Below are 20,392 nucleotides of genomic sequence, written 5' to 3'. Positions count from 1 at the left end.
GGATGAGTATTTAGCAGTGCTGATGAAAGGGACACCATGAAGCAAAAGCGGATTCTCGAGAAGCCTCGTCTTCTGGGCATCGTTTGGCCATTTATCGCCGTCGTGCTGTTACAGGCGCTGCTCGGCTGCGTCAGCCTGTACATGATGTCGGCGGTGCGCAGTTACGTTGGCGGGGAGAGCCTGTGGTCGAAAGGCCAGAAGGACGCCATCTATTATCTGAATCTCTACGCCAACAGTCGCGACGACATCAACTACCTGAAATACCAGCAGGCGATCGCCATTCCCCAGGGCGGTCACGATCTGCGTCTGGCCATGGATCAGCCGGTGCCGGACATCGCACGTGCAACGGCGGGGATACTGCAGGGCGGTAACCATCCCGACGATGCCCAGAGCATCATCTGGCTCTACCTGAATTTCCAGCACTTCAGCTACCTGGAGAAGGCCATCGACCTGTGGAAGGTGGGTGACAACTATCTGGTGCAGCTCGATGAAGTGGCGCATGAGATGCACGCGCGGATCCAGGAAGGCAATGTCACCAACAGTGACGTCATGGGTTGGCGGCAGCGCATCAGCGCCATCAATGAAGGCGTTACACCGGCGGCCAAGGCGTTCAGTGACGCGTTGGGGGAGGGCTCGAGGGTCATTCTGCGGATTCTGCTGGTGGTCAACCTCGCAACAGCGTTGTGCCTGATCATCCTTGCGCTGCTGCGCACCCATAAACTGCTGGAGCAACGTCATGGGTTTGCCGTCGCGCTGCAGATGGAAAAAGAGCGCGCGCAAATCACCCTGGAGTCCATTGGTGACGGGGTGATCACCACCGATGTCGACGGCTCCATCGTTTACATGAACCCCGCCGCCGAGCTCATGACCCACTGGAAAAACGAGCAGGCGGCCGGGTTGCCGCTCGCCGCGCTGTTCAGCCTGCTCGACGAGAATGACCAGAAAGACACCTCAACTCTGATCGAACGCATGCTCAGCGGCAATCTGGGCGGGGGCAGCGAAAGCTCAAGGTCCATTCAGCGCCTGGACGGCAGCACTGTTTCGGTAGCGCTGGTTGGCTCGCCGATCCGCACCGAGGGCGAGGTCAGTGGCGCGGTGCTGGTGCTGCATGACATGACCCAGGAACGCCAGTACATCGCCAACCTGTCCTGGCAGGCGACCCACGATGCCCTCACGGGACTGGCCAACCGCCGCGAGTTCGAATACCGCCTCGAGCTGGCGCTGAACAACCTGGCCGATCAGCCAGGGCGTCATGCGCTGCTGTTCCTCGACCTGGATCAGTTCAAGCTGGTCAACGACACCAGTGGGCATGCCGCCGGAGACGAGCTGCTTCGGCACATCTGCACGCTGCTGCAACAGGGCGTGCGCGAAGGCGACACCCTGGCGCGTCTGGGCGGGGACGAGTTTGGCATCCTCCTCGAAGATTGCGCGCCGGAGGCCGCCGAACAGGTCGCCGAAAGCCTGCGACAAACCGTGGAAAGCCTGCACTTTGTCTGGAAAGGCCGGCCGTTTGTCACCACGGTCAGTATCGGCCTGGTGCACATCGATGAGGTCCCGACGACCCTGGAAGCGTCGCTGCGCGCGGCGGACATGGCCTGCTACATGGCCAAGGAAAAGGGCCGCAACCGGGTACAGGTCTACCACGACGACGACTCCGATCTGTCGACCCGCTTTGGTGAAATGGCCTGGATTCAGCGCTTGCACATGGCCCTCGACGACAACCGCTTCTGCCTGTACTCCCAAGAGATTGCGCCGCTGAGCCCCACGGCGGCACAGTGCAGCGGCCACATCGAGATTCTGTTGCGTCTGCGCGACGAAACCGGGCGCATGATCCTGCCCGACAGTTTCATCCCTGCTGCCGAGCGCTACGGCATGATGACGACCCTGGATCGCTGGGTTGTGCAGAACGTCTTCAAGATTATTGCCGACTGTCTTAAGTCCGGTCACCACCAGGGGCCGATGCCGCTCTGTGCGATCAATCTGTCCGGGACCAGTATCGGCGACGATGCCTTTCTCGAGTACTTGCGACAACAGTTTCAGATCTACGCGATCCCCCCTGAACTTATCTGTTTTGAAATCACCGAAACCAGCGCGATCGCCAATCTGGGCAGCGCCATTCGGTTTATCAACGAACTTAAAAGTCTGGGGTGCCGTTTCTCACTGGATGACTTCTGTGCAGGCATGTCGTCATTCGCGTACTTGAAGCACTTGCCTGTGGACTTCCTGAAGATTGACGGCAGTTTCGTAAAAGACATGCTCGACGACCCGGTCAACCGGGCGATGGTGGAAGTGATCAACCATATCGGGCACGTCATGGGCAAACAGACGATCGCCGAGTTCGTCGAGAGCCCACAGATAGAGCAGGCGTTATTGGAAATCGGTGTGGACTACGCTCAGGGGTACGTTATCGAGCGACCGCAATTATTCACCTGCGAATGTCTGCACGCACGGCCCGCGAGGCAGACCCCACTGTTATTCAGCGCTCCCGGGACTTTTCGCTGAATACACCATCAAGCAACTCATATAAGGAGCTACACAGTGATCGATATGTTCATTAGAACCGGTCCGCTGATGGATGCCAGCAGTTACCCCGCTTGGGCACAGCAATTGATTGAAGATTGCAGTGACGCCAAGGCCAAGGTGGTAGGGCATGAACTTTATCAACGCATGCGTGACGGGCGGCTCAGTTCTAAGACCATGCGCCAGTACCTCATAGGTGGCTGGCCGGTCGTGGAGCAGTTCGCGGTCTATATGGCGCATAACCTGACCAAAACCCGATTCGCCCGACACCCGGGTGAAGACATGGCGCGACGATGGCTGATGCGCAATATTCGGGTCGAACTCAACCACGCCGATTATTGGGTCAACTGGAGCGCCGCTCACGGGGTGACGCTGGAGGAGTTGCAGGCCCAGCGTGTGCCTTCAGAGCTCCACGCCTTGAATCACTGGTGCTGGCACAGCTGTTCTTCGGATCCGCTGGTGGTCGCTATTGCCGCGACCAACTACGCCATCGAAGGCGCCACCGGTGAATGGTCGGCAGTGGTGTGTGCTCAGGACACCTACGCGGACATGTTCCCGCCGGACACGCGAAAGCGGGCAATGAAGTGGCTGAAGATGCACGCCCAGTACGACGACTCCCACCCCTGGGAAGCACTGGAGATCATCTGCACCCTGGCCGGCAACAACCCCAGCGAGCAATTGCAGAGCGACCTGAGAACGGCGGTCTGCAAGAGCTACGAGTACATGTTCCTGTTCCTGGAGCGGTGCATGACGCTGGAGAAGTCGCAGGAAGGTAACGGCTCGGTGCGTGAACACCGTATCGCAGCCCGCGCCTGATCGATCAGCCCGCCATCTCCAGGCGGTTGCGGCCCTTGCGCTTGGCGGCGTAGAGGGCCGTGTCGGCGCGGCGCAACATGCTGTCGGACGATTCGCCCGGCAGCAGTGTCGAGCAACCGAGGCTGACGGTCAGATCCAGAGGGCGTCCTATCACCGGATAAGTGAGTTGCAGTGCTGCGCTGCGCAGGCGTTCGCCGACCAATGCAGCTGACTCACGACTGGTGTTGCTCAGCACGATGAGAAACTCCTCACCGCCGAATCTGAATACCTGATCGATGTTGCGCAGGCGGTCCTTGACCACGTTGGTCACGGCGCGCAGCACGTCATCCCCCGTGGCATGACCGTGGGTGTCGTTGATGCCCTTGAAGTGGTCGATGTCCAGCATCAATACCGACAACGGCTGCTGTTGGCGACGTGCGATCTCGAACTCGCGAATGAGCGACTGCTCCATGGCGATGCGGTTGCCGGCGCCGGTCAGCGGATCCCGCAACGCACTCAGGCTGGCGTGGCGGTACAAGAGCGCATTGCGCAGAGGAAACAGCAGGCTCGACAACAACGATTCAAGTTGCTCAAGCTCATGCTCGGCAAAGCGGTGCCCGCGCTGGAAAGATAGTTCGCCCAGTTGCTCGCCCTCATGGGTCATGCAGTAGGTGGCGTTGTGTCGGGCGCGTTCGCCCAGTTCCAGGCGCAGGTCGGTGGGCAGGTGCTTGTAGCTGAGGGCGCTCAACGGGATCAGCTGTTGAATACTCTGGAAAAGCATCGACAGGATCTTGTCCGCTTCAAGGCTGGTCTGCAGCTGCAGGTCAAGCTGACGCCTGAGCTGCTCGTAATCGAGGGCAGGCCGGACGAGGCTGTGCTGCGGCGCGAAACCATGGCGTTGAAGCCGGGCGCTGTCGAAATCTATGGCGTTGGTGGTGGTTGGCAAACTCATGGTTCCGCTCCTGCGCCTCTACGGGCTTGAAATGGAGAGAGCGAAACTCGTGCCAAGTCGAAGGCCTGCTTGAAAAGTTTTGTCAATCAACGACTTGCGGCGAATTGTGACAGGTTCGGTACGTTTTCGCGCCTTGGATTTGACTCATGTATCGATTCGGAGAGGGTTTCGCCACAGCGGGCGGCGGGAAACTGCCGAATGGAGTGCGTCCGGCACCGTTGCCTATTCAGACGAGGGCGCGTACGCGTCGCGCGCGCCTCATCGTCAAGCATTGGCAAGCGGGTTGAAGGGCAAAGCGTCAGCGGGTTTGTGCATCCAGTGCCTGGCCGTTGATGCCTTTACTGTCCGGGCCCATGAGGTAGAGGTACACCGGCATGATTTCCTCTGGCGTCGGGTTGTTCGCAGGGTCTTCGGCCGGATAAGCCTGGGCGCGCATGTCGGTGCGGGTCGCGCCGGGGTTGATGCTGTTGGCGCGCAGCGATCCAAGGCCATCGATCTCGTCGGCCAGCGTTTGCATCAGCCCTTCGGTGGCGAACTTGGATACACCATAGGCGCCCCAGTACGCACGGCCTTTGCGCCCGACGCTGCTGGAGGTAAAGGCGATCGACGCGTCCCCCGAAAGCTTGAGCAGTGGCAGCAGCGCGGTGGTCAGCATGAAGGTGGCGTTGACGTTGACGTGCATCACCTGCATGAACTGCTCGCCGGTGAGCTGCTCGATCGGCGTGCGCGGCCCGATGATCGAGGCGTTGTGCAACACGCCGTCGAGTCGGCCGAACTCCGCTTCAATCATTGCAGCCAGTGCATCGTATTGAGGGGGCAGGGCAGTCTCGAGGTCGAAGGGGATGACCACGGGCTTTGGATGGCCGGCGGCTTCGATCTCGTCATACAGCGCGCTCAGGTTCGATTCGGTTCTGCCCAGCAGCAAAACCGTCGCGCCATGGGCAGCGTAAGTACGGGCGGCAGCGGCACCGATGCCACGGCCGGCGCCGGTGACCAGAATCACTCGGTCTTTGAGCAGATCAGGACGGGCGGAGTAGTTGAACATGGGAGGGCTCCTCTCAATGTAGGGTGCGCTGTGTTGTCGCCGTGCTTCGCCGATTCGCGAATGTCAGCAACTGCACAACGCATCATCCAGCACCCGGCGCAGCTCCAGCGGGTGATTGACCACCACGTCCGCGCCCCAGTGGTCCGGATTGTCGTGCGGATGGATGTAGCCATAGCGCACGGCGGCGGTTTTGGTGCCGGCGTCGCGACCTGATTCGATGTCACGCAGGTCATCGCCCACGAACAACACGCTGGCAGGGTCCAGGTCGAGCATTTTGCAGGCCAGCAGCAGCGGCTCCGGATCAGGTTTGCTCTTGCTCACGTGGTCCGGGCAGATCAGCACGGCGGAACGCTCCGACAAACCGAGCTGCTCCATGATCGGCTGAGCGAAGCGCACCGGTTTGTTGGTGACGACGCCCCAGATCAGTTTTGCTTTTTCGATGTCGGCCAGCAGCTCGGCCATGCCATCAAACAGCTTGCTGTGCACCGCGCAATCGGTCTGATAACGCGCCAGGAACTCCAGACGCAGCGCCTCGAATTCCGCCGCTTCAGGTGACATGGCGAACGCCGCCGAGACCATGGCTCTGGCACCGCCGGAGATCTCGTCGCGAATCAGCTTGTCGTCCACGCGCGGGAGGCCGCGTTCGGCCAGCATCGCCTGGCAGATCGCAATGAAATCCGGCGCGGTGTCGAGCAGCGTGCCGTCCATATCGAAGAGAACTGCCCTCAAGCGCATGGCTCAGACTCCCCGCAATGTCTGGATCATGTAATTGACGTCGACGTCGGACGCCAGCTTGTAGTGCTTGGTCAGCGGGTTGTAGGTCAGGCCCGTGATGTCCTTGACCTGAAGCCCGGCATCGCGGCTCCACGCGCCCAGTTCGGAGGGCCGAATGAATTTCTTGAAATCATGGGTGCCGCGCGGCAGCAGGTTCATGATGTATTCGGCGCCAATGATGGCGAACAGGTAAGCCTTGGGGTTGCGGTTGATCGTGGAGAAGAACACCTGACCGCCCGGCTTGACCATCGCGTAGCAGGCGCGAATCACCGACGACGGGTCCGGCACATGCTCGAGCATTTCCAGGCACGTCACCACATCGAACTGCTCGGGCATTTCGTCGGCCAGCGCTTCCGCGGTGATCTGCCGGTATTCGACATTCACGCCCGACTCCAGCTGATGCAGTCGCGCCACGGCCAGTGGCGCTTCGCCCATGTCGATGCCGGTCACGGTAGCGCCGCGCACGGCCATGGCCTCGCTCAGAATGCCCCCGCCGCAGCCGACGTCGAGCACCTTCTTGCCGGCCAGATTCACGCGCTCGTCAATCCAGTTCACCCGCAGCGGATTGATGTCGTGCAGCGGCTTGAACTCGCTGTTGCGGTCCCACCAGCGATGGGCGAGGGCCTCGAATTTGGCGATTTCGGCGTGGTCGACGTTGCTCATGTGTGATCCTCTAAAACTTGAATTCAGTGTCCGGCCACGGTATCTGACCGTGGCGGCGCTCATTGGGTCAGGCTTTGTCTGCGGCGATGCGCTTGCCCCAGGCCTTGGCGGTTCGGGTCAGCGCGGCTTCGTCCATGCGGGTCAGGCGTTTGTCCTGCAACAGTTGCTTGCCGGCGACCCAGACGTGCGTCACGCAATCGCGACCCGTCGCATAAATAAGTTGTGAAACCGGGTCGTAGACCGGCTGTTGCGCAAGGCCCGACAGATCGAACGCGACCATGTCGGCGGCCTTGCCGATTTGCAGCGAGCCGGTGTGATCGTCGATGCCCAGGGCGCGCGCGCCGTTCAGCGTGGCCATGCGTAGCGCGCGATGGGCGTCCAGCGCCGTGGCAGAGCCGGCCACCGCTTTGGCCAGCAGCGCGGCGGTGCGGGTTTCGCCGAGCAGGTCCAGGTCATTGTTGCTGGCTGCGCCGTCGGTGCCGATGGCAACGTTGACCCCGGCCTGCCACAGGCGCTCCACCGGGCAGAAGCCGCTGGCCAGTTTCAGATTCGATTCAGGGCAGTGAATGACGCTGGAGTTGCTTTCGACCAGCATCGCCAGATCGTCGTCGCTGATCTGTGTCATGTGTACGGCCTGGAAGCGCGGGCCCAGAAGGCCCAGGCGTTGCAGGCGTGCGAGGGGGCGTTCCTGACGTTGCTGAACAGCTTCGTGCACCTCAAAGGCGGTCTCGTGAACGTGCATCTGGATCATCGCGTCCAGCTCATCGGCGATGACCCGGATCTTCTCCAGATTCTCATCGCTGACGGTATAAGGCGCATGAGGCCCCATGGCGATCCTGATGCGGTCGTGGTGGGCCAGGTCGTTGAACAGCTCGATGCCGATGTGCAGGGACTCGTCGCTGTTGCGCGCGCCGGGTATCGGGAAGTCCAGTACCGGCACGGTGATCTGTGCGCGAATGCCGCTGTTGTGCACCCGCTCGCACGCCACCTTCGGAAAGAAATACATGTCGGAGAAGCAGGTGATGCCGCCTTTCAGCTGTTCGGCGATGGCCAGGTCGGTGCCGTCGCGAACGAAGTCCTCATCGACCCATTTTGCCTCGGCCGGCCAGATATGATCCTGCAGCCAGGTCATGAGGGGCAGATCGTCCGCCAGGCCGCGGAACAACGTCATTGCCGCGTGGCCGTGTGCGTTGATCAGACCCGGGCTGAGCAGCATGCCAGGCAGCTCGCGCACCTCGACGGCGGGCTGGCGCAAGGCCTCGGCACGCGGGCCGATGTAAGTGATAAGGCCATCGCGAATGCCGATCCCGTGCTGTTGCAACACAACGCCGGCGGGTTCGACCGGTACCAGCCAGTCCGGCAGCAACAACAGGTCGAGCGGGGCAGCGGAAGGGGGCATGGGGCGGACATCCAATGGCTTATTACGGGGACGGCGAAGTATACCCGAGCGTCTTCGCAGGCGGCTCGCTATAATCGGCGGCTTTTTAGGGTGCTGGCGATTCGCTTTCCCGCACCGTCGCGGCCGCGGCGATTTTTCAAAATTCAACCTGTGGGGTGTGCAATGCGCGATCGATTACTGGCTGCGGAGAAGGTAAAGGCCATCGATTGGCGGGACGGCACGTTGTATCTGCTGGATCAGCGGGTCTTGCCCTTCGAAGAATCCTGGCATCCCTACACAAGCGCTGAAGGCGTGGCTGAAGCCATTCGCACGATGGTGGTGCGCGGTGCGCCGGCCATCGGCATCAGCGCGGCCTACGGAGTTGTGCTGGCAGTCATTGACCGGCTGGCCGAAGGCGGCGACTGGCAAATGGCATTGGAAGAGGACTTCGACCTGCTGGCCAACTCCAGGCCCACGGCGGTCAACCTGTTCTGGGCCCTGAATCGCATGCGCGAGCGCCTGTATCGCCTGAAGGATCATGACGATCCGCGCAAGGTCATGGAAGCCGAAGCCGTGGCCATTCACCTGAGCGACCGCGAAGCCAACCTGACCATGGCGCAGTTGGGAGCCGAGCTGATTCGCAAGCATCAGGGCAATCTGCAGACCGTGCTGACCCACTGCAACACGGGCGCGCTGGCCACTGGCGGGTTTGGAACGGCACTCGGCGTTATCCGCGCCGCGCATCTGGAAGGCATGATCGAGCGCGTTTACGCCGATGAAACCCGGCCATGGCTGCAAGGCTCTCGGCTGACGGCGTGGGAATTGGTCAACGAAGGGATTCCGGTCACCCTCAATGCCGACTCCGCTGCTGCGCACCTGATGAAAACCAAGGGCATCACCTGGGTCATCGTCGGCGCCGACCGTATTACCGCCAATGGTGACGTGGCCAACAAGATCGGCACTTACCAGTTGGCGGTGGCGGCCATGCACCACGGCGTGCGCTTCATGGTCGTGGCGCCCAGCTCGACCATCGACATGAACCTGGCCAGCGGCGACGACATTCCCATCGAAGAACGCGACGGCCGCGAACTGCTTGAGGTTGGCGGCAAGCGCGTGGGAGCGGAAGTGGATGCGTTCAACCCGGTGTTCGACGTGACGCCGGCCGATCTCATCGACGCCATCGTCACCGAAAAAGGCATCGTCGAACGCCCCGACACCACCAAAATGGCCTTGCTGATGTGCCGTAAACGCCTGCATTGATCACGGCGCGACGGGCGATGCCGTTCGTCTGCAAACGCGCTATCGGGCTCTGTGAGCGCGTCTCAGGCGTCCGCTGGCAGAATGGCGCGTTGGGCGGCGCCTGCAAACACTTCGTGCCTGACGGCGATTGTGGTACCATCCGGCGGTTTCCAAAGGGGCGCCTGGCGACCCCTATGACTGCGCATATTCATGGCATAACTCGCTGATTTGTCGTAAGTCGTTGCCTGACAATCGTCGGCAGCGGCAAGCCTCGTTCATCCCGGATGGCTGAGCGAGGTTTCACCAGAAAAAGGAATCAGGCTTCTCATGGGCGAACTGGCCAAAGAAATCCTCCCGGTCAATATCGAAGACGAGCTGAAGCAGTCCTACCTCGACTACGCGATGAGCGTCATCGTCGGACGAGCTCTGCCCGATGCGCGCGACGGCTTGAAGCCCGTGCACCGGCGGGTATTGTTCGCGATGAGCGAACTGGGTAACGACTGGAACAAGCCGTACAAGAAATCCGCCCGTGTGGTCGGTGACGTTATCGGTAAGTACCACCCGCATGGGGACACCGCGGTCTACGACACCATCGTTCGTATGGCCCAGCCTTTTTCCCTGCGCTACCTGCTGGTAGACGGCCAGGGTAACTTCGGTTCGGTGGACGGCGACAACGCCGCCGCCATGCGATACACCGAAGTGCGCATGACCAAGCTGGCCCACGAGCTGCTGGCCGACCTGCACAAGGAAACCGTGGACTGGGTGCCGAACTACGACGGCACCGAACAGATTCCCGCGGTCATGCCGACCCGTATTCCCAACCTGCTGGTCAACGGCTCCAGCGGCATCGCCGTGGGCATGGCGACCAACATTCCGCCGCACAACCTCGGTGAAGTCATCGACGGCTGTCTGGCGCTGATCGACAACGGCGACCTCACCGTCGACGAGTTGATGCAGTACATCCCCGGCCCTGACTTCCCGACCGCTGCGATCATCAACGGCCGTGCCGGCATCGTCGAGGCCTACAAGACCGGCCGTGGCCGCATCTACATGCGCGCCCGTTCCATGGTCGAAGACATCGACAAGGTCGGCGGTCGCCAGCAGATCGTCATCACCGAGCTGCCATACCAGCTGAACAAGGCGCGTCTGATCGAGAAGATCGCCGAGCTGGTCAAAGAGAAAAAGCTCGAAGGCATCACCGAGCTGCGTGACGAGTCCGACAAGGACGGCATGCGCGTGGTCATTGAGCTGCGTCGCGGCGAAGTGCCTGAGGTCATCCTCAACAATCTCTATGCCCAGACCCAGCTGCAGAGCGTCTTCGGTATCAACATTGTTGCGCTGATCGACGGCCGTCCACGCATCCTGAACCTCAAGGACCTGCTGGAAGCCTTCATCCGTCACCGTCGCGAAGTCGTCACCCGTCGCACCGTGTTCGAACTGCGCAAGGCCCGCGAGCGTGGTCACATTCTCGAAGGTCAGGCCGTTGCGCTGTCGAACATCGACCCGGTCATCGCCCTCATCAAAGCCTCGCCGACGCCGGCTGAAGCCAAGGAAGGCCTGATCAGCACGCCGTGGGAATCTAGCGCCGTGGTCGAGATGGTCGAGCGCGCAGGCGCCGAATCGTCCCGCCCGGAAAACCTCGATCCTCAATACGGTATGCGTGACGGCAAGTATTTCCTGTCGCCGGAACAGGCCCAGGCAATCCTCGAACTGCGTCTGCACCGCCTGACCGGTCTGGAGCACGAAAAGCTGCTGACCGAGTACCAGGAAATCCTGACTCAGATCGGCGAGCTGCTGCGCATCCTCAACAGCTCCACGCGCCTGATGGAAGTCATCCGCGAAGAGCTCGAGCTGATTCGCGCCGAATACGGCGATGTGCGTCGCACCGAGATCCTCGACGCGCGGCTTGACCTGACCCTCGGCGACATGATTCCCGAAGAAGAGCGCGTCGTGACCATCTCCCACGGTGGCTACGCCAAGACTCAGCCGCTGGCCGTGTATCAGGCCCAGCGTCGTGGCGGCAAAGGCAAATCGGCGACCGGCGTCAAGGATGAGGACTACATCGCTCACCTGCTGGTCGCCAACAGCCACACCACGCTGCTGATGTTCTCCAGCAAAGGCAAGGTGTACTGGCTCAAGACCTACGAGATCCCGGAAGCGTCCCGCGCTGCCCGTGGCCGTCCGCTGGTCAACCTGTTGCCGCTGACTGAAGGCGAATACATCACCACCATGCTGCCGGTCGATCTGGAGGCCATGCGCAAGCGGGCTGACGAAGAAGAAGCCGAGGGCGTGGAAGCCGACGCCGAAGACCTCGAAAACAGCAACGAGAGCGAAGAAGAGCGCAAGGCGCGGATCAAAGCCGCCGACAAGAAGAAGGCCCCGTTCATCTTCATGTCGACCGCCAACGGTACCGTCAAGAAGACCCCGCTGGTGGCGTTCAGTCGTCAGCGCAGCGTCGGTCTGATTGCGCTGGAGCTGGACGAAGGCGACATCCTGATTTCGGCGGCCGTGACCGATGGCGAACAGGAAATCATGCTGTTCTCCGACGGCGGCAAGGTCACCCGTTTCAAGGAATCCGAAGTTCGCGCCATGGGCCGTACGGCGCGCGGTGTGCGCGGCATGCGTCTGCCAGAAGGGCAGAAGCTGATCTCCATGCTGATCCCGGAGCAGGGCAGTCAGATCCTCACCGCGTCCGAGCGTGGTTACGGCAAGCGCACGGCGATCACCGAATTCCCTGAATACAAGCGTGGCGGTCAGGGCGTCATCGCCATGGTCAGCAACGAGCGTAACGGCCGTCTGGTCGGCGCGGTTCAGGTGCAGGACGGCGAAGAAATCATGCTGATTTCCGACCAGGGCACCCTGGTCCGCACCCGTGTTGGCGAAGTATCGAGTCTGGGCCGTAACACGCAGGGCGTGACCCTGATCAAGCTGGCCAAGGACGAGAAGCTGGTCGGCCTGGAACGTGTTCAGGAGCCATCGGAAGTCGAGGGCGAAGAACCGGACGGTGAAGCGTTCGAAGGCGAAGTGCTTGAAGGTGAAGCAGGGGACGGCGACGTAATTGGCGCAGTCGACACCGACGAGTCCGCTGACGATGCACAAGCGGACTCCGCAACAGACGACGAAGAGCCGCAGTCGTAACGCTAAAAGGGGCTGGTGATCCGGCCCCTTTTTTAGAGTGACGGGACGCTTGCTGTCAGGCGGGCCGCTTTCGCGACCGTCGTAACCTCCGATTGCTCCTACAGTCGATCTCGGCGATCGAGTACACCACATCTGTAGGAGCAATCGGAGGTCACGACGGTCGCGATGCGGTTCTTCTGACACAATGCGGTCCCTGTTCCGCACTTCCCCGCAATTCATCCGTTGCAAATTAAATCAGTGACACGACGAGAGTGGATATGAGCAAGCGAGCCTTTAACTTCTGCGCAGGTCCTGCCGCGCTCCCTGAAGCTGTTTTGCTGCGCGCCCAGGCCGAATTGCTGGACTGGCATGGCAAAGGCCTGTCCGTCATGGAAATGAGCCACCGCAGCGATGAGTTCGTCTCCATCGCCGACAAGGCCCAGCAGGATCTGCGCGATCTGCTGTCCATCCCCTCGAATTACAAAGTGCTGTTTCTTCAAGGCGGCGCCAGCCAGCAGTTCGCCCAGGTTCCGCTGAACCTGCTGCCGGAAAACGGCACCGCGGACTACATCGAAACCGGTATCTGGTCTCAGAAAGCGGTTGAAGAGGCGTCCCGCTACGGCAACATCAATGTGGCCGCCAGCGCCAGGGCCCATGACTATTTCGCCATTCCCGACCAGAGCGATTGGAAGCTGTCCAGGGACGCTGCCTACGTTCATTACGTCTCCAACGAAACCATCGGCGGTCTGCAGTTCGACTGGATCCCCGAGACCGGTGACGTGCCGCTGGTCGCGGACATGTCTTCGGACATTCTCTCGCGCCCTGTGGACGTCTCCCGTTTCGGCATGATCTTCGCTGGCGCGCAGAAGAACATTGGCCCGAGCGGCATCGTCGTGGCGATCATTCGCGAGGACCTGCTGGGTCGCGCGCGTTCGCTGTGCCCGACAATGCTCAACTACAAGGTCGCCGCCGACAACGGCTCGATGTACAACACGCCGCCCACCCTGGCCTGGTACCTGTCCGGTCTGGTGTTCGAATGGCTCAAGGAGCAGGGCGGCGTCGAAGCCATGGCTAAGCGCAATGAACTCAAGCAGCGCACGCTGTACGACTTCATCGACGCCAGCGGCTTGTACAGCAACCCGATCAACCCCTCCGACCGCTCGTGGATGAACGTGCCGTTCCGTCTGGCAGACGATCGCCTCGACAAGCCGTTTCTTGCGGGTGCCGAAGCGCGCAATCTGCTGAACCTCAAGGGCCACCGCTCGGTCGGCGGCATGCGCGCCTCCATCTACAATGCCATCGACCTGGGTGCGGTCAACGCACTGACGGCTTACATGGCAGAGTTCGAGAAGGAACACGGCTAATGTCTGAACAAGAGCTCAAGGCACTGCGGGTACGCATCGACAGCCTGGACGAAAAGGTGCTGGAACTGATCAGCGAGCGCGCCCGCTGTGCCCAGGAAGTGGCGCGGGTCAAAATGGCCGGTCTTCCCGCAGGCGAGGTGCCGGTGTTCTATCGCCCCGAGCGCGAAGCAGCGGTGCTCAAGCGCGTCATGGAACGTAACCGTGGCCCGCTGAGCAACGAAGAGATGGCGCGGCTGTTCCGCGAAATCATGTCTTCATGCCTGGCGCTGGAGCAGCCGCTCAAGGTCGCCTATCTCGGCCCTGAAGGCACCTTCACCCAGGCGGCGGCGCTGAAGCACTTCGGCCACGCCGTGATCAGCAAGCCCATGGCAGCCATCGACGAAGTGTTCCGTGAAGTGGTCGCCGGTGCGGTCAACTTCGGCGTCGTTCCGGTGGAAAACTCCACCGAGGGTGCGGTCAACCACACCCTGGACAGCTTCCTTGAGCACGACATGGTCATCTGCGGCGAAGTCGAGCTGCGCATTCACCACCATCTGCTGGTGGGCGAGAGCACCAAAACCGACAGCATCAGCCGCATCTATTCCCACGCCCAATCCCTGGCGCAATGCCGCAAGTGGCTGGACGCTCACTACCCGAACGTCGAGCGCGTCGCCGTCGCCAGCAACGCCGAGGCAGCCAAGCGGGTCAAGGGTGAGTGGAATTCGGCGGCAATTGCCGGTGACATGGCGGCGGGCCTGTACGGCCTGACCCGGATTGCCGAAAAAATCGAAGACCGTCCGGACAACTCCACGCGCTTCCTCATGATCGGTAATCAGGAAGTGCCGCCGACCGGCGACGACAAGACGTCAATCATTGTGTCGATGAGCAACAAGCCGGGCGCGCTGCATGAGCTGCTGGTGCCCTTCCATGAAAACGGCATCGACCTGACGCGCATCGAGACCCGTCCTTCACGAAGCGGTAAATGGACCTACGTGTTCTTCATCGATTTCGTCGGCCATTACCGCGACCCACTGATCAAGGCCGTTCTCGAGCAGATCAGCCAGGAAGCCGTGGCGCTCAAAGTGCTGGGTTCCTATCCCAAAGCAGTGCTCTGATCCTGCGTCCGGACAAGCGCCCACGGGTCACTGAAGAGGTAAAGCGGTACATGAGCGGCGACTTCCTCGCGCTGGCACAGCCCGGCGTGCAACAACTATCGCCTTACGTTCCCGGCAAGCCGGTGGACGAACTGGCCCGCGAGCTGGGCATCGATCCGGCGCACATCATCAAGCTGGCGAGCAACGAAAACCCGATGGGCGCCAGCCCCAAGGCTTTGCAGGCGATCAGCCACGCACTAACCGAGTTGACACGCTACCCGGACGGCAACGGTTTCGAGCTGAAACAGCGGCTGTCGCAGGTCTGCGGCGTTCAACCCCAGCAGGTGACACTGGGCAACGGCTCCAACGACATTCTGGAGATCGTTGCACGTGCCTATCTGGCGCCGGGGCTCAATGCGGTGTTCAGCGAGCACGCGTTCGCGATCTACCCGATCGTCACCCAGGCCGTGGGGGCGACGGCTCACGTCGCCAAGGCAAAGGATTTTGGCCACGACTTGCCGGCAATGCTCGCCGCCATCGACAGTAACACCCGCGTGGTCTTCATCGCCAACCCGAACAACCCTACCGGGACCTGGTTCGGACCAGGCGAATTGGCGGCGTTTCTGGCACAGGTGCCCGAAGACGTATTAGTGGTGCTGGACGAGGCCTACATCGAATATGCCGAAGGCGCCGACCTGCCTGACGGCCTCAGCTTCCTGAGTGCTCACCCGAACCTGCTGGTGTCACGGACGTTTTCCAAGGCGTACGGCCTGGCGTCGCTGCGGGTCGGCTATGCGTTGTCGTCGCCGGCGGTGGCCGACGTGCTGAACCGGGTGCGTCAACCATTCAACGTCAACAGCCTTGCGCTGGCGGCGGCCTGCGCTGCGCTGGACGACATTGACTACGTGTCCCAAAGCCGCCGGCTGAACGAATCCGGCATGCAGCAGCTGGAAGACGGGCTGCGTCAGATGGGCCTGGGCTGGATTCCCTCCAGGGCCAACTTTATTGCCGTGGACCTGGGCCGCGAAGCCGCTTCGGTTTACGACGGCTTGCTCCGCGAAGGCGTGATTGTTCGCCCCATCGGCGGCTACGGCTTGCCCAATCACCTGCGGGTGAGCATTGGTCTGCCCGCCGAGAACAGCCGTTTCCTTGAGGCGTTGAGCAAGGTGCTGGCGCGTGGTTGATGTCACGCCGCTGCAACCCGCTGCGCCTGTGATCGGCCGCCTGGTGGTGGTCGGCCTCGGATTGATCGGGGGGTCGTTCGCCAAAGGCTTGAAGGAAAGTGGCCTGTGCGGCGAGGTGGTGGGCGTCGACCTCGACCCGCAATCGCGCAGGCTGGCCGTTGAGCTAGGCGTGGTCGATCGTTGTGAAGACAATCTTGCTGCCGCCTGTGTGGGGGCAGACGTCATTCAGTTGGCCGTGCCGATTCTGGCCATGGAAAAGCTCCTCGGCGTGCTGGCAGGCCTGGACCTGGCCGACGCCGTGCTAACCGATGTCGGCAGTGCCAAGGGCAACGTGGTCCGCGCCGCGCGCGAAGCGTTTGGCGCGATGCCGGTGCGTTTCGTGCCGGGTCACCCGATTGCCGGCTCCGAGCAGAGCGGGGTGGAAGCCTCCAACGCTGACTTGTTCAAACGCCACAAAGTTATCCTCACGCCCTTGGCTGAAACTGATCCGTCGGCGTTGGCGCTGGTCGACCGCCTGTGGTCGGCCCTGGGCGCAGACGTCGAGCACATGCAGGTCGAGCGTCACGATGAAGTGCTGGCAGCGACCAGCCATCTGCCGCACCTCCTGGCGTTTGGGCTGGTGGATTCACTGGCCAAGCGCAACGAAAATCTCGACATCTTTCGCTATGCAGCAGGCGGCTTCCGCGACTTCACGCGCATTGCCGGCAGTGATCCGGTGATGTGGCATGACATCTTCCTGGCCAACCGCGAAGCCGTGTTGCGCACGCTCGACACCTTCCGCAATGATCTCGATGCGCTGCGCGATGCCGTGGACGCGGGCGATGGCCACCAATTGCTCGGCGTGTTCACCCGGGCCAGGGTTGCGCGGGAGCACTTCGGCAAGATACTGGCCCGTCGTGCCTACGTTGAAACCCCGGCGTGCGCCGACCTGACGTTCATGGCTCAGCCGGGCGGCGTTGTCCGGGGCCGGGTGCGCGTGCCGGGCGACAAGTCGATTTCCCACCGCGCAATCATGCTCGGCTCACTGGCTCAAGGCATCAGCGTTGTCGAAGGTTTTCTCGAAAGCGAAGACGCGCTGGCGACGTTGCAGGCATTCCGTGACATGGGTGTTGTTATCGAAGGTCCGCACCACGGTCGCCTGACGATTCACGGCGTGGGCCTGAACGGGCTTCAGGCTGCGCCGGGCCCTCTTTATCTGGGCCATTCGGGCACGTCGATGCGCCTGCTCTGTGGCCTGTTGGCTGCGCAACGGTTTGACAGCGTGCTGACCGGCGATGGATCGCTGTCCCGCCGTTCGATGGCGAGTATTGTCGAGCCGCTGCGCCAGATGGGCGCTGTGATCGATACCGCCGAGGGCGGTCGGCCACCCTTGACCCTTCGCGGCGGGCAGCATCTGGCAGGCATCCGCCATGACATGCAGCAGCCGAGCGCTCAGGTGAAATCCGCGCTGTTGCTGGCAGGACTGTACGCAAACGGCACAATGATGGTGCATGAGCCCGCCCAGACGCGGGACCATACCGAGCGCATGCTGCAAAGCTTCGGTCACCCGGTAAGCGCCCATGACGCGACGGTTTCCATCCAGTCAGGCGTCGAGCTCAAGGCAGCGCGCATCGACGTGCCCGCCGACATCTCCTCGGCGGCGTTCTTCCTCATAGCCGGTTCCATCGCCGAGGGTTCGGAGCTTGTTCTGGAAGGCGTTGGGGTTAACCCGACACGCACCGGCATTATCGATATCCTGCGCTTGATGGGGGCTGACATTACGCCCCACAACCCGCGCGATGCAGGCGGTGAGCCGGTGGCTGATCTGCACGTGCGCCACGCCCGTCTCAAGGGAATTGAAATACCCCAGGGAGTGGCGCCCTTGTCCACCGACGAGCTTGCGGCGCTGGTTATTGCCGCCGCTTGCGCCGAAGGGCGGACGGTGTTTCAGGGCACCCAGGCGTTGCGCGTGAAGGATTCCGACTGGCTTGCGGTCATGGCCGACGGTCTGGCGACACTGGGCATAAACGTTGAATTGACCGCAAATGGCATCATTATTGATGGCGGAACCGTCGGCGGTGGTGAAATCAATGCGCAAGGTGATCACCGCATCGCCATGGCATTCAGTATCGCGTCGCTGCGCGCGGCCAGCCCGATTCACATCCGGGGCTGCGCCACTGTGGCGACTTCTTTTCCCGGTTTCCTGACGCTGTGCGCTCAGGTGGGTATTCGTATAAAGCAAGAGGGGCAATCGTGAAAGTTCAAGCTCCGGTCATTACGATCGACGGACCCAGCGGTTCGGGCAAGGGCACGGTGGCCGGCAAGCTGGCCAAACATATGGGCTGGTCACTGCTGGATTCGGGTGCGCTGTATCGTCTGCTGGCGTTCGCCGCCGTCAACCACGGCGTCGATCTGACCAACGAAGAGGCATTGAAACTGCTGGCTGCGCATCTGGACGTGCAGTTCATGGCCGCGACCGATGACCACGGTCAGCGCATCATCCTGGAAGGGGAAGACGTAACGTCGGCCATCCGCAACGAGCAGGTTGGCAGTGGCGCTTCGCAGGTCGCGTCGTTGCCGGTTGTGCGCGAAGCATTGCTGCAACGCCAGCGTGCTTTTCAGGAGTTTCCGGGGCTGATCGCCGATGGCCGCGACATGGGCACGGTGGTGTTTCCAGGCGCTCCGTTGAAGATTTTTCTGACGGCCAGCGTCGACGAGCGTGCCCGTCGGCGATATTTGCAGTTGAAGGCCAAGGGTGACGATGTTAGTCTGCCGAGTCTGCTAGATGAGATCCGTGTCCGCGACGAGCGTGACACCCAGCGAGCGGTTGCACCGCTTAAGCCGGCGCACGACGCCATTCAGCTGGATTCCACCGAATTGTCCATCGAGCAGGTGCTTGAACGCATCCTGAGCGAAGTCGCACTCCGCGATATCGCCGGATGACCAGAAAGCCATGTGGGAGACCAGTCATAGTCCCGCAGGCTTTCTTTCATATGAACGAAACCCACGTTGTCTGGAGCGTGGCAGATGGGCGTATTCTTCGCCCTTATCAACAGGAATTAAAATGAGCGAAAGCTTTGCTGAACTTTTCGAAGAAAGCCTAAAGACTCTTAACCTTCAGGCCGGTTCGATCATCACCGCGATCATCGTCGATATCGATTACCAGGCTGGTTGGGTCACCGTTCACGCTGGTCTGAAGTCCGAAGGCCTCATCCCGCTGGAGCAGTTCCACAACGATGCTGGCGAGCTGACCATCAAGATCGGCGATGAAGTCCACGTTGCGCTGGACGCGGTCGAAGACGGCTTTGGCGAAACCAAGCTGTCCCGCGAAAAAGCCAAGCGTGCCGAGTGCTGGATCGTTCTGGAAGCGGCTTTCGCAGCTGAGGAAGTGGTCAAGGGCGTTATCAACGGTAAGGTTAAAGGCGGCTTCACAGTCGACGTTAACGGCATCCGTGCGTTCCTGCCAGGTTCTCTGGTTGACGTCCGTCCAGTGCGCGACACCACGCACCTGGAAGGCAAAGAGCTGGAATTCAAGGTCATCAAGCTGGACCAGAAGCGCAACAACGTTGTCGTTTCCCGTCGCAGCGTCCTGGAAGCCGAAAACAGCGCCGAGCGCGAAGCTCTGCTGGAATCGCTGCAGGAAGGCCAGCAGGTCAAGGGTATCGTCAAGAACCTCACCGATTACGGCGCATTCGTCGATCTGGGTGGCGTCGATGGCCTGCTGCACATCACCGACATGGCCTGGAAGCGCATCAAGCATCCATCGGAAATCGTCAACGTTGGCGATGAGATCGATGTAAAGGTCCTGAAGTACGATCGTGAGCGCAACCGCGTTTCCCTGGGTCTGAAGCAACTGGGTGAAGACCCATGGGTCGCTATCAAGGCTCGTTACCCGGAAGGCACTCGCGTCACCGCGCGTGTTACCAACCTGACCGACTACGGCTGCTTCGCGGAGCTGGAAGAAGGCGTGGAAGGCCTGGTACACGTTTCCGAAATGGACTGGACCAACAAGAACATCCACCCGTCCAAAGTCGTTCAGGTTGGCGACGAAGTGGAAGTCATGGTTCTGGACATCGACGAAGAGCGTCGTCGTATCTCCCTGGGCATCAAGCAGTGCAAATCTAACCCGTGGGAAGATTTCTCTGGCCAGTTCAACAAGGGCGACAAGATCTCCGGCACCATCAAGTCGATCACCGATTTCGGTATCTTCATTGGTCTGGACGGCGGCATCGACGGCCTGGTTCACCTGTCCGACATCTCCTGGAACGAAGTGGGCGAAGAAGCCGTACGTCGTTTCAAGAAGGGCGAC

15 protein-coding genes are annotated in these 20,392 nt (G+C 61.3%); 10 read left to right on the top strand and 5 right to left on the bottom strand.

All coding sequences use genetic code 11. The features are described 5' to 3' along the window. Nucleotides 1-36 precede the first annotated feature (36 nt). Complete coding sequence (locus VF672_RS16165; RefSeq protein ID WP_331105573.1) at nucleotides 37-2,502, top strand: EAL domain-containing protein; 2,466 nt, start codon at nucleotides 37-39, stop codon at nucleotides 2,500-2,502. 36 nt (nucleotides 2,503-2,538) lie between these two features. Continuing rightward, a complete protein-coding gene (locus VF672_RS16160) occupies nucleotides 2,539-3,336 on the top strand; it encodes a TenA family transcriptional regulator (protein ID WP_331105572.1) in 798 nt (265 codons plus the stop codon). A gap of 4 nt (nucleotides 3,337-3,340) precedes the next feature. Here VF672_RS16160 and VF672_RS16155 read toward each other — a convergent pair whose 3' ends face one another. The 5 genes from VF672_RS16155 to VF672_RS16135 form a co-directional block, all read right to left on the bottom strand. Next, nucleotides 3,341-4,267 (bottom strand): GGDEF domain-containing protein, encoded by a 927-nt coding sequence (locus VF672_RS16155; protein ID WP_331105571.1) that lies wholly within the window; start codon nucleotides 4,265-4,267, stop codon nucleotides 3,341-3,343. Nucleotides 4,268-4,565: 298 nt separating this feature from the next. Continuing rightward, the gene (locus VF672_RS16150) at nucleotides 4,566-5,312 is read right to left on the bottom strand and encodes a YciK family oxidoreductase (RefSeq protein ID WP_331105570.1); all 747 of its coding nucleotides are present in this window, start codon (nucleotides 5,310-5,312) and stop codon (nucleotides 4,566-4,568) included. A 63-nt stretch (nucleotides 5,313-5,375) separates the two neighbouring features. After that, nucleotides 5,376-6,047 (bottom strand): N-acetylmuramic acid 6-phosphate phosphatase MupP, encoded by a 672-nt coding sequence (mupP, locus tag VF672_RS16145; RefSeq protein ID WP_331105569.1) that lies wholly within the window; start codon nucleotides 6,045-6,047, stop codon nucleotides 5,376-5,378. A gap of 3 nt (nucleotides 6,048-6,050) precedes the next feature. Then, nucleotides 6,051-6,749: a bifunctional 2-polyprenyl-6-hydroxyphenol methylase/3-demethylubiquinol 3-O-methyltransferase UbiG gene (gene ubiG / locus VF672_RS16140; RefSeq protein ID WP_331105568.1), complete on the bottom strand. Its 699-nt coding sequence runs from the start codon at nucleotides 6,747-6,749 to the stop codon at nucleotides 6,051-6,053. A gap of 67 nt (nucleotides 6,750-6,816) precedes the next feature. After that, complete coding sequence (locus VF672_RS16135; RefSeq protein ID WP_331105567.1) at nucleotides 6,817-8,148, bottom strand: TRZ/ATZ family hydrolase; 1,332 nt, start codon at nucleotides 8,146-8,148, stop codon at nucleotides 6,817-6,819. A 162-nt stretch (nucleotides 8,149-8,310) separates the two neighbouring features. On the opposite strand from VF672_RS16135, the gene mtnA reads away from it, so the two are divergent. The 8 genes from mtnA to rpsA form a co-directional block, all read left to right on the top strand. Further along, the gene (gene mtnA, locus VF672_RS16130) at nucleotides 8,311-9,387 is read left to right on the top strand and encodes an S-methyl-5-thioribose-1-phosphate isomerase (RefSeq protein WP_331105566.1); all 1,077 of its coding nucleotides are present in this window, start codon (nucleotides 8,311-8,313) and stop codon (nucleotides 9,385-9,387) included. 306 nt (nucleotides 9,388-9,693) lie between these two features. Next, on the top strand, nucleotides 9,694-12,504 hold the full coding sequence (gyrA, locus tag VF672_RS16125; RefSeq protein ID WP_331105565.1) for a DNA gyrase subunit A: 2,811 nt from the start codon (nucleotides 9,694-9,696) through the stop codon (nucleotides 12,502-12,504). A gap of 257 nt (nucleotides 12,505-12,761) precedes the next feature. Continuing rightward, nucleotides 12,762-13,847, top strand: a complete 1,086-nt coding sequence (gene serC, locus VF672_RS16120; protein WP_331105564.1) for a 3-phosphoserine/phosphohydroxythreonine transaminase — start codon at nucleotides 12,762-12,764, stop codon at nucleotides 13,845-13,847. Next, a complete protein-coding gene (pheA, locus tag VF672_RS16115; protein ID WP_122535649.1) occupies nucleotides 13,847-14,941 on the top strand; it encodes a prephenate dehydratase in 1,095 nt (364 codons plus the stop codon). The genes serC and pheA overlap by 1 nt, the downstream gene beginning before the upstream one ends. Nucleotides 14,942-14,991: 50 nt before the next feature. Next, a complete protein-coding gene (gene hisC / locus VF672_RS16110; RefSeq protein WP_331105563.1) occupies nucleotides 14,992-16,104 on the top strand; it encodes a histidinol-phosphate transaminase in 1,113 nt (370 codons plus the stop codon). 28 nt (nucleotides 16,105-16,132) lie between these two features. Next, the gene (locus VF672_RS16105; RefSeq protein ID WP_331105586.1) at nucleotides 16,133-18,340 is read left to right on the top strand and encodes a bifunctional prephenate dehydrogenase/3-phosphoshikimate 1-carboxyvinyltransferase; all 2,208 of its coding nucleotides are present in this window, start codon (nucleotides 16,133-16,135) and stop codon (nucleotides 18,338-18,340) included. Then, a complete protein-coding gene (cmk, locus tag VF672_RS16100; RefSeq protein WP_331105562.1) occupies nucleotides 18,337-19,026 on the top strand; it encodes a (d)CMP kinase in 690 nt (229 codons plus the stop codon). Before VF672_RS16105 ends, cmk begins: the two co-directional genes overlap by 4 nt. 121 nt (nucleotides 19,027-19,147) lie before the next feature. Further along, a partial coding sequence (gene rpsA, locus VF672_RS16095) for a 30S ribosomal protein S1 (protein ID WP_331105561.1) occupies nucleotides 19,148-20,392 on the top strand: 1,245 nt, incomplete at its 3' end.

It is taken from the genome of Pseudomonas sp., from assembly GCF_036387035.1.
Taxonomy (GTDB): Bacteria; Pseudomonadota; Gammaproteobacteria; order Pseudomonadales; family Pseudomonadaceae; genus Aquipseudomonas.
Note: the sequence above shows the minus strand (reverse complement) of the source record. Positions and strands in the feature narration are given on the sequence as shown.

What these genes read in the sequence shown, in the direction of transcription:
- VF672_RS16165 (WP_331105573.1), top strand. Translation starts at nt 37, where the DNA reads ATGAAGCAAAAGCGGATTCTCGAGAAGCCTCGTCTTCTGGGCATCGTT.
- VF672_RS16155 (WP_331105571.1), bottom strand. Translation starts at nt 4,267, where the DNA reads ATGAGTTTGCCAACCACCACCAACGCCATAGATTTCGACAGCGCCCGG.
- VF672_RS16150 (WP_331105570.1), bottom strand. Translation starts at nt 5,312, where the DNA reads ATGTTCAACTACTCCGCCCGTCCTGATCTGCTCAAAGACCGAGTGATT.
- mupP (WP_331105569.1), bottom strand. Translation starts at nt 6,047, where the DNA reads ATGCGCTTGAGGGCAGTTCTCTTCGATATGGACGGCACGCTGCTCGAC.
- ubiG (WP_331105568.1), bottom strand. Translation starts at nt 6,749, where the DNA reads ATGAGCAACGTCGACCACGCCGAAATCGCCAAATTCGAGGCCCTCGCC.
- VF672_RS16135 (WP_331105567.1), bottom strand. Translation starts at nt 8,148, where the DNA reads ATGCCCCCTTCCGCTGCCCCGCTCGACCTGTTGTTGCTGCCGGACTGG.
- mtnA (WP_331105566.1), top strand. Translation starts at nt 8,311, where the DNA reads ATGCGCGATCGATTACTGGCTGCGGAGAAGGTAAAGGCCATCGATTGG.
- gyrA (WP_331105565.1), top strand. Translation starts at nt 9,694, where the DNA reads ATGGGCGAACTGGCCAAAGAAATCCTCCCGGTCAATATCGAAGACGAG.
- serC (WP_331105564.1), top strand. Translation starts at nt 12,762, where the DNA reads ATGAGCAAGCGAGCCTTTAACTTCTGCGCAGGTCCTGCCGCGCTCCCT.
- pheA (WP_122535649.1), top strand. Translation starts at nt 13,847, where the DNA reads ATGTCTGAACAAGAGCTCAAGGCACTGCGGGTACGCATCGACAGCCTG.
- hisC (WP_331105563.1), top strand. Translation starts at nt 14,992, where the DNA reads ATGAGCGGCGACTTCCTCGCGCTGGCACAGCCCGGCGTGCAACAACTA.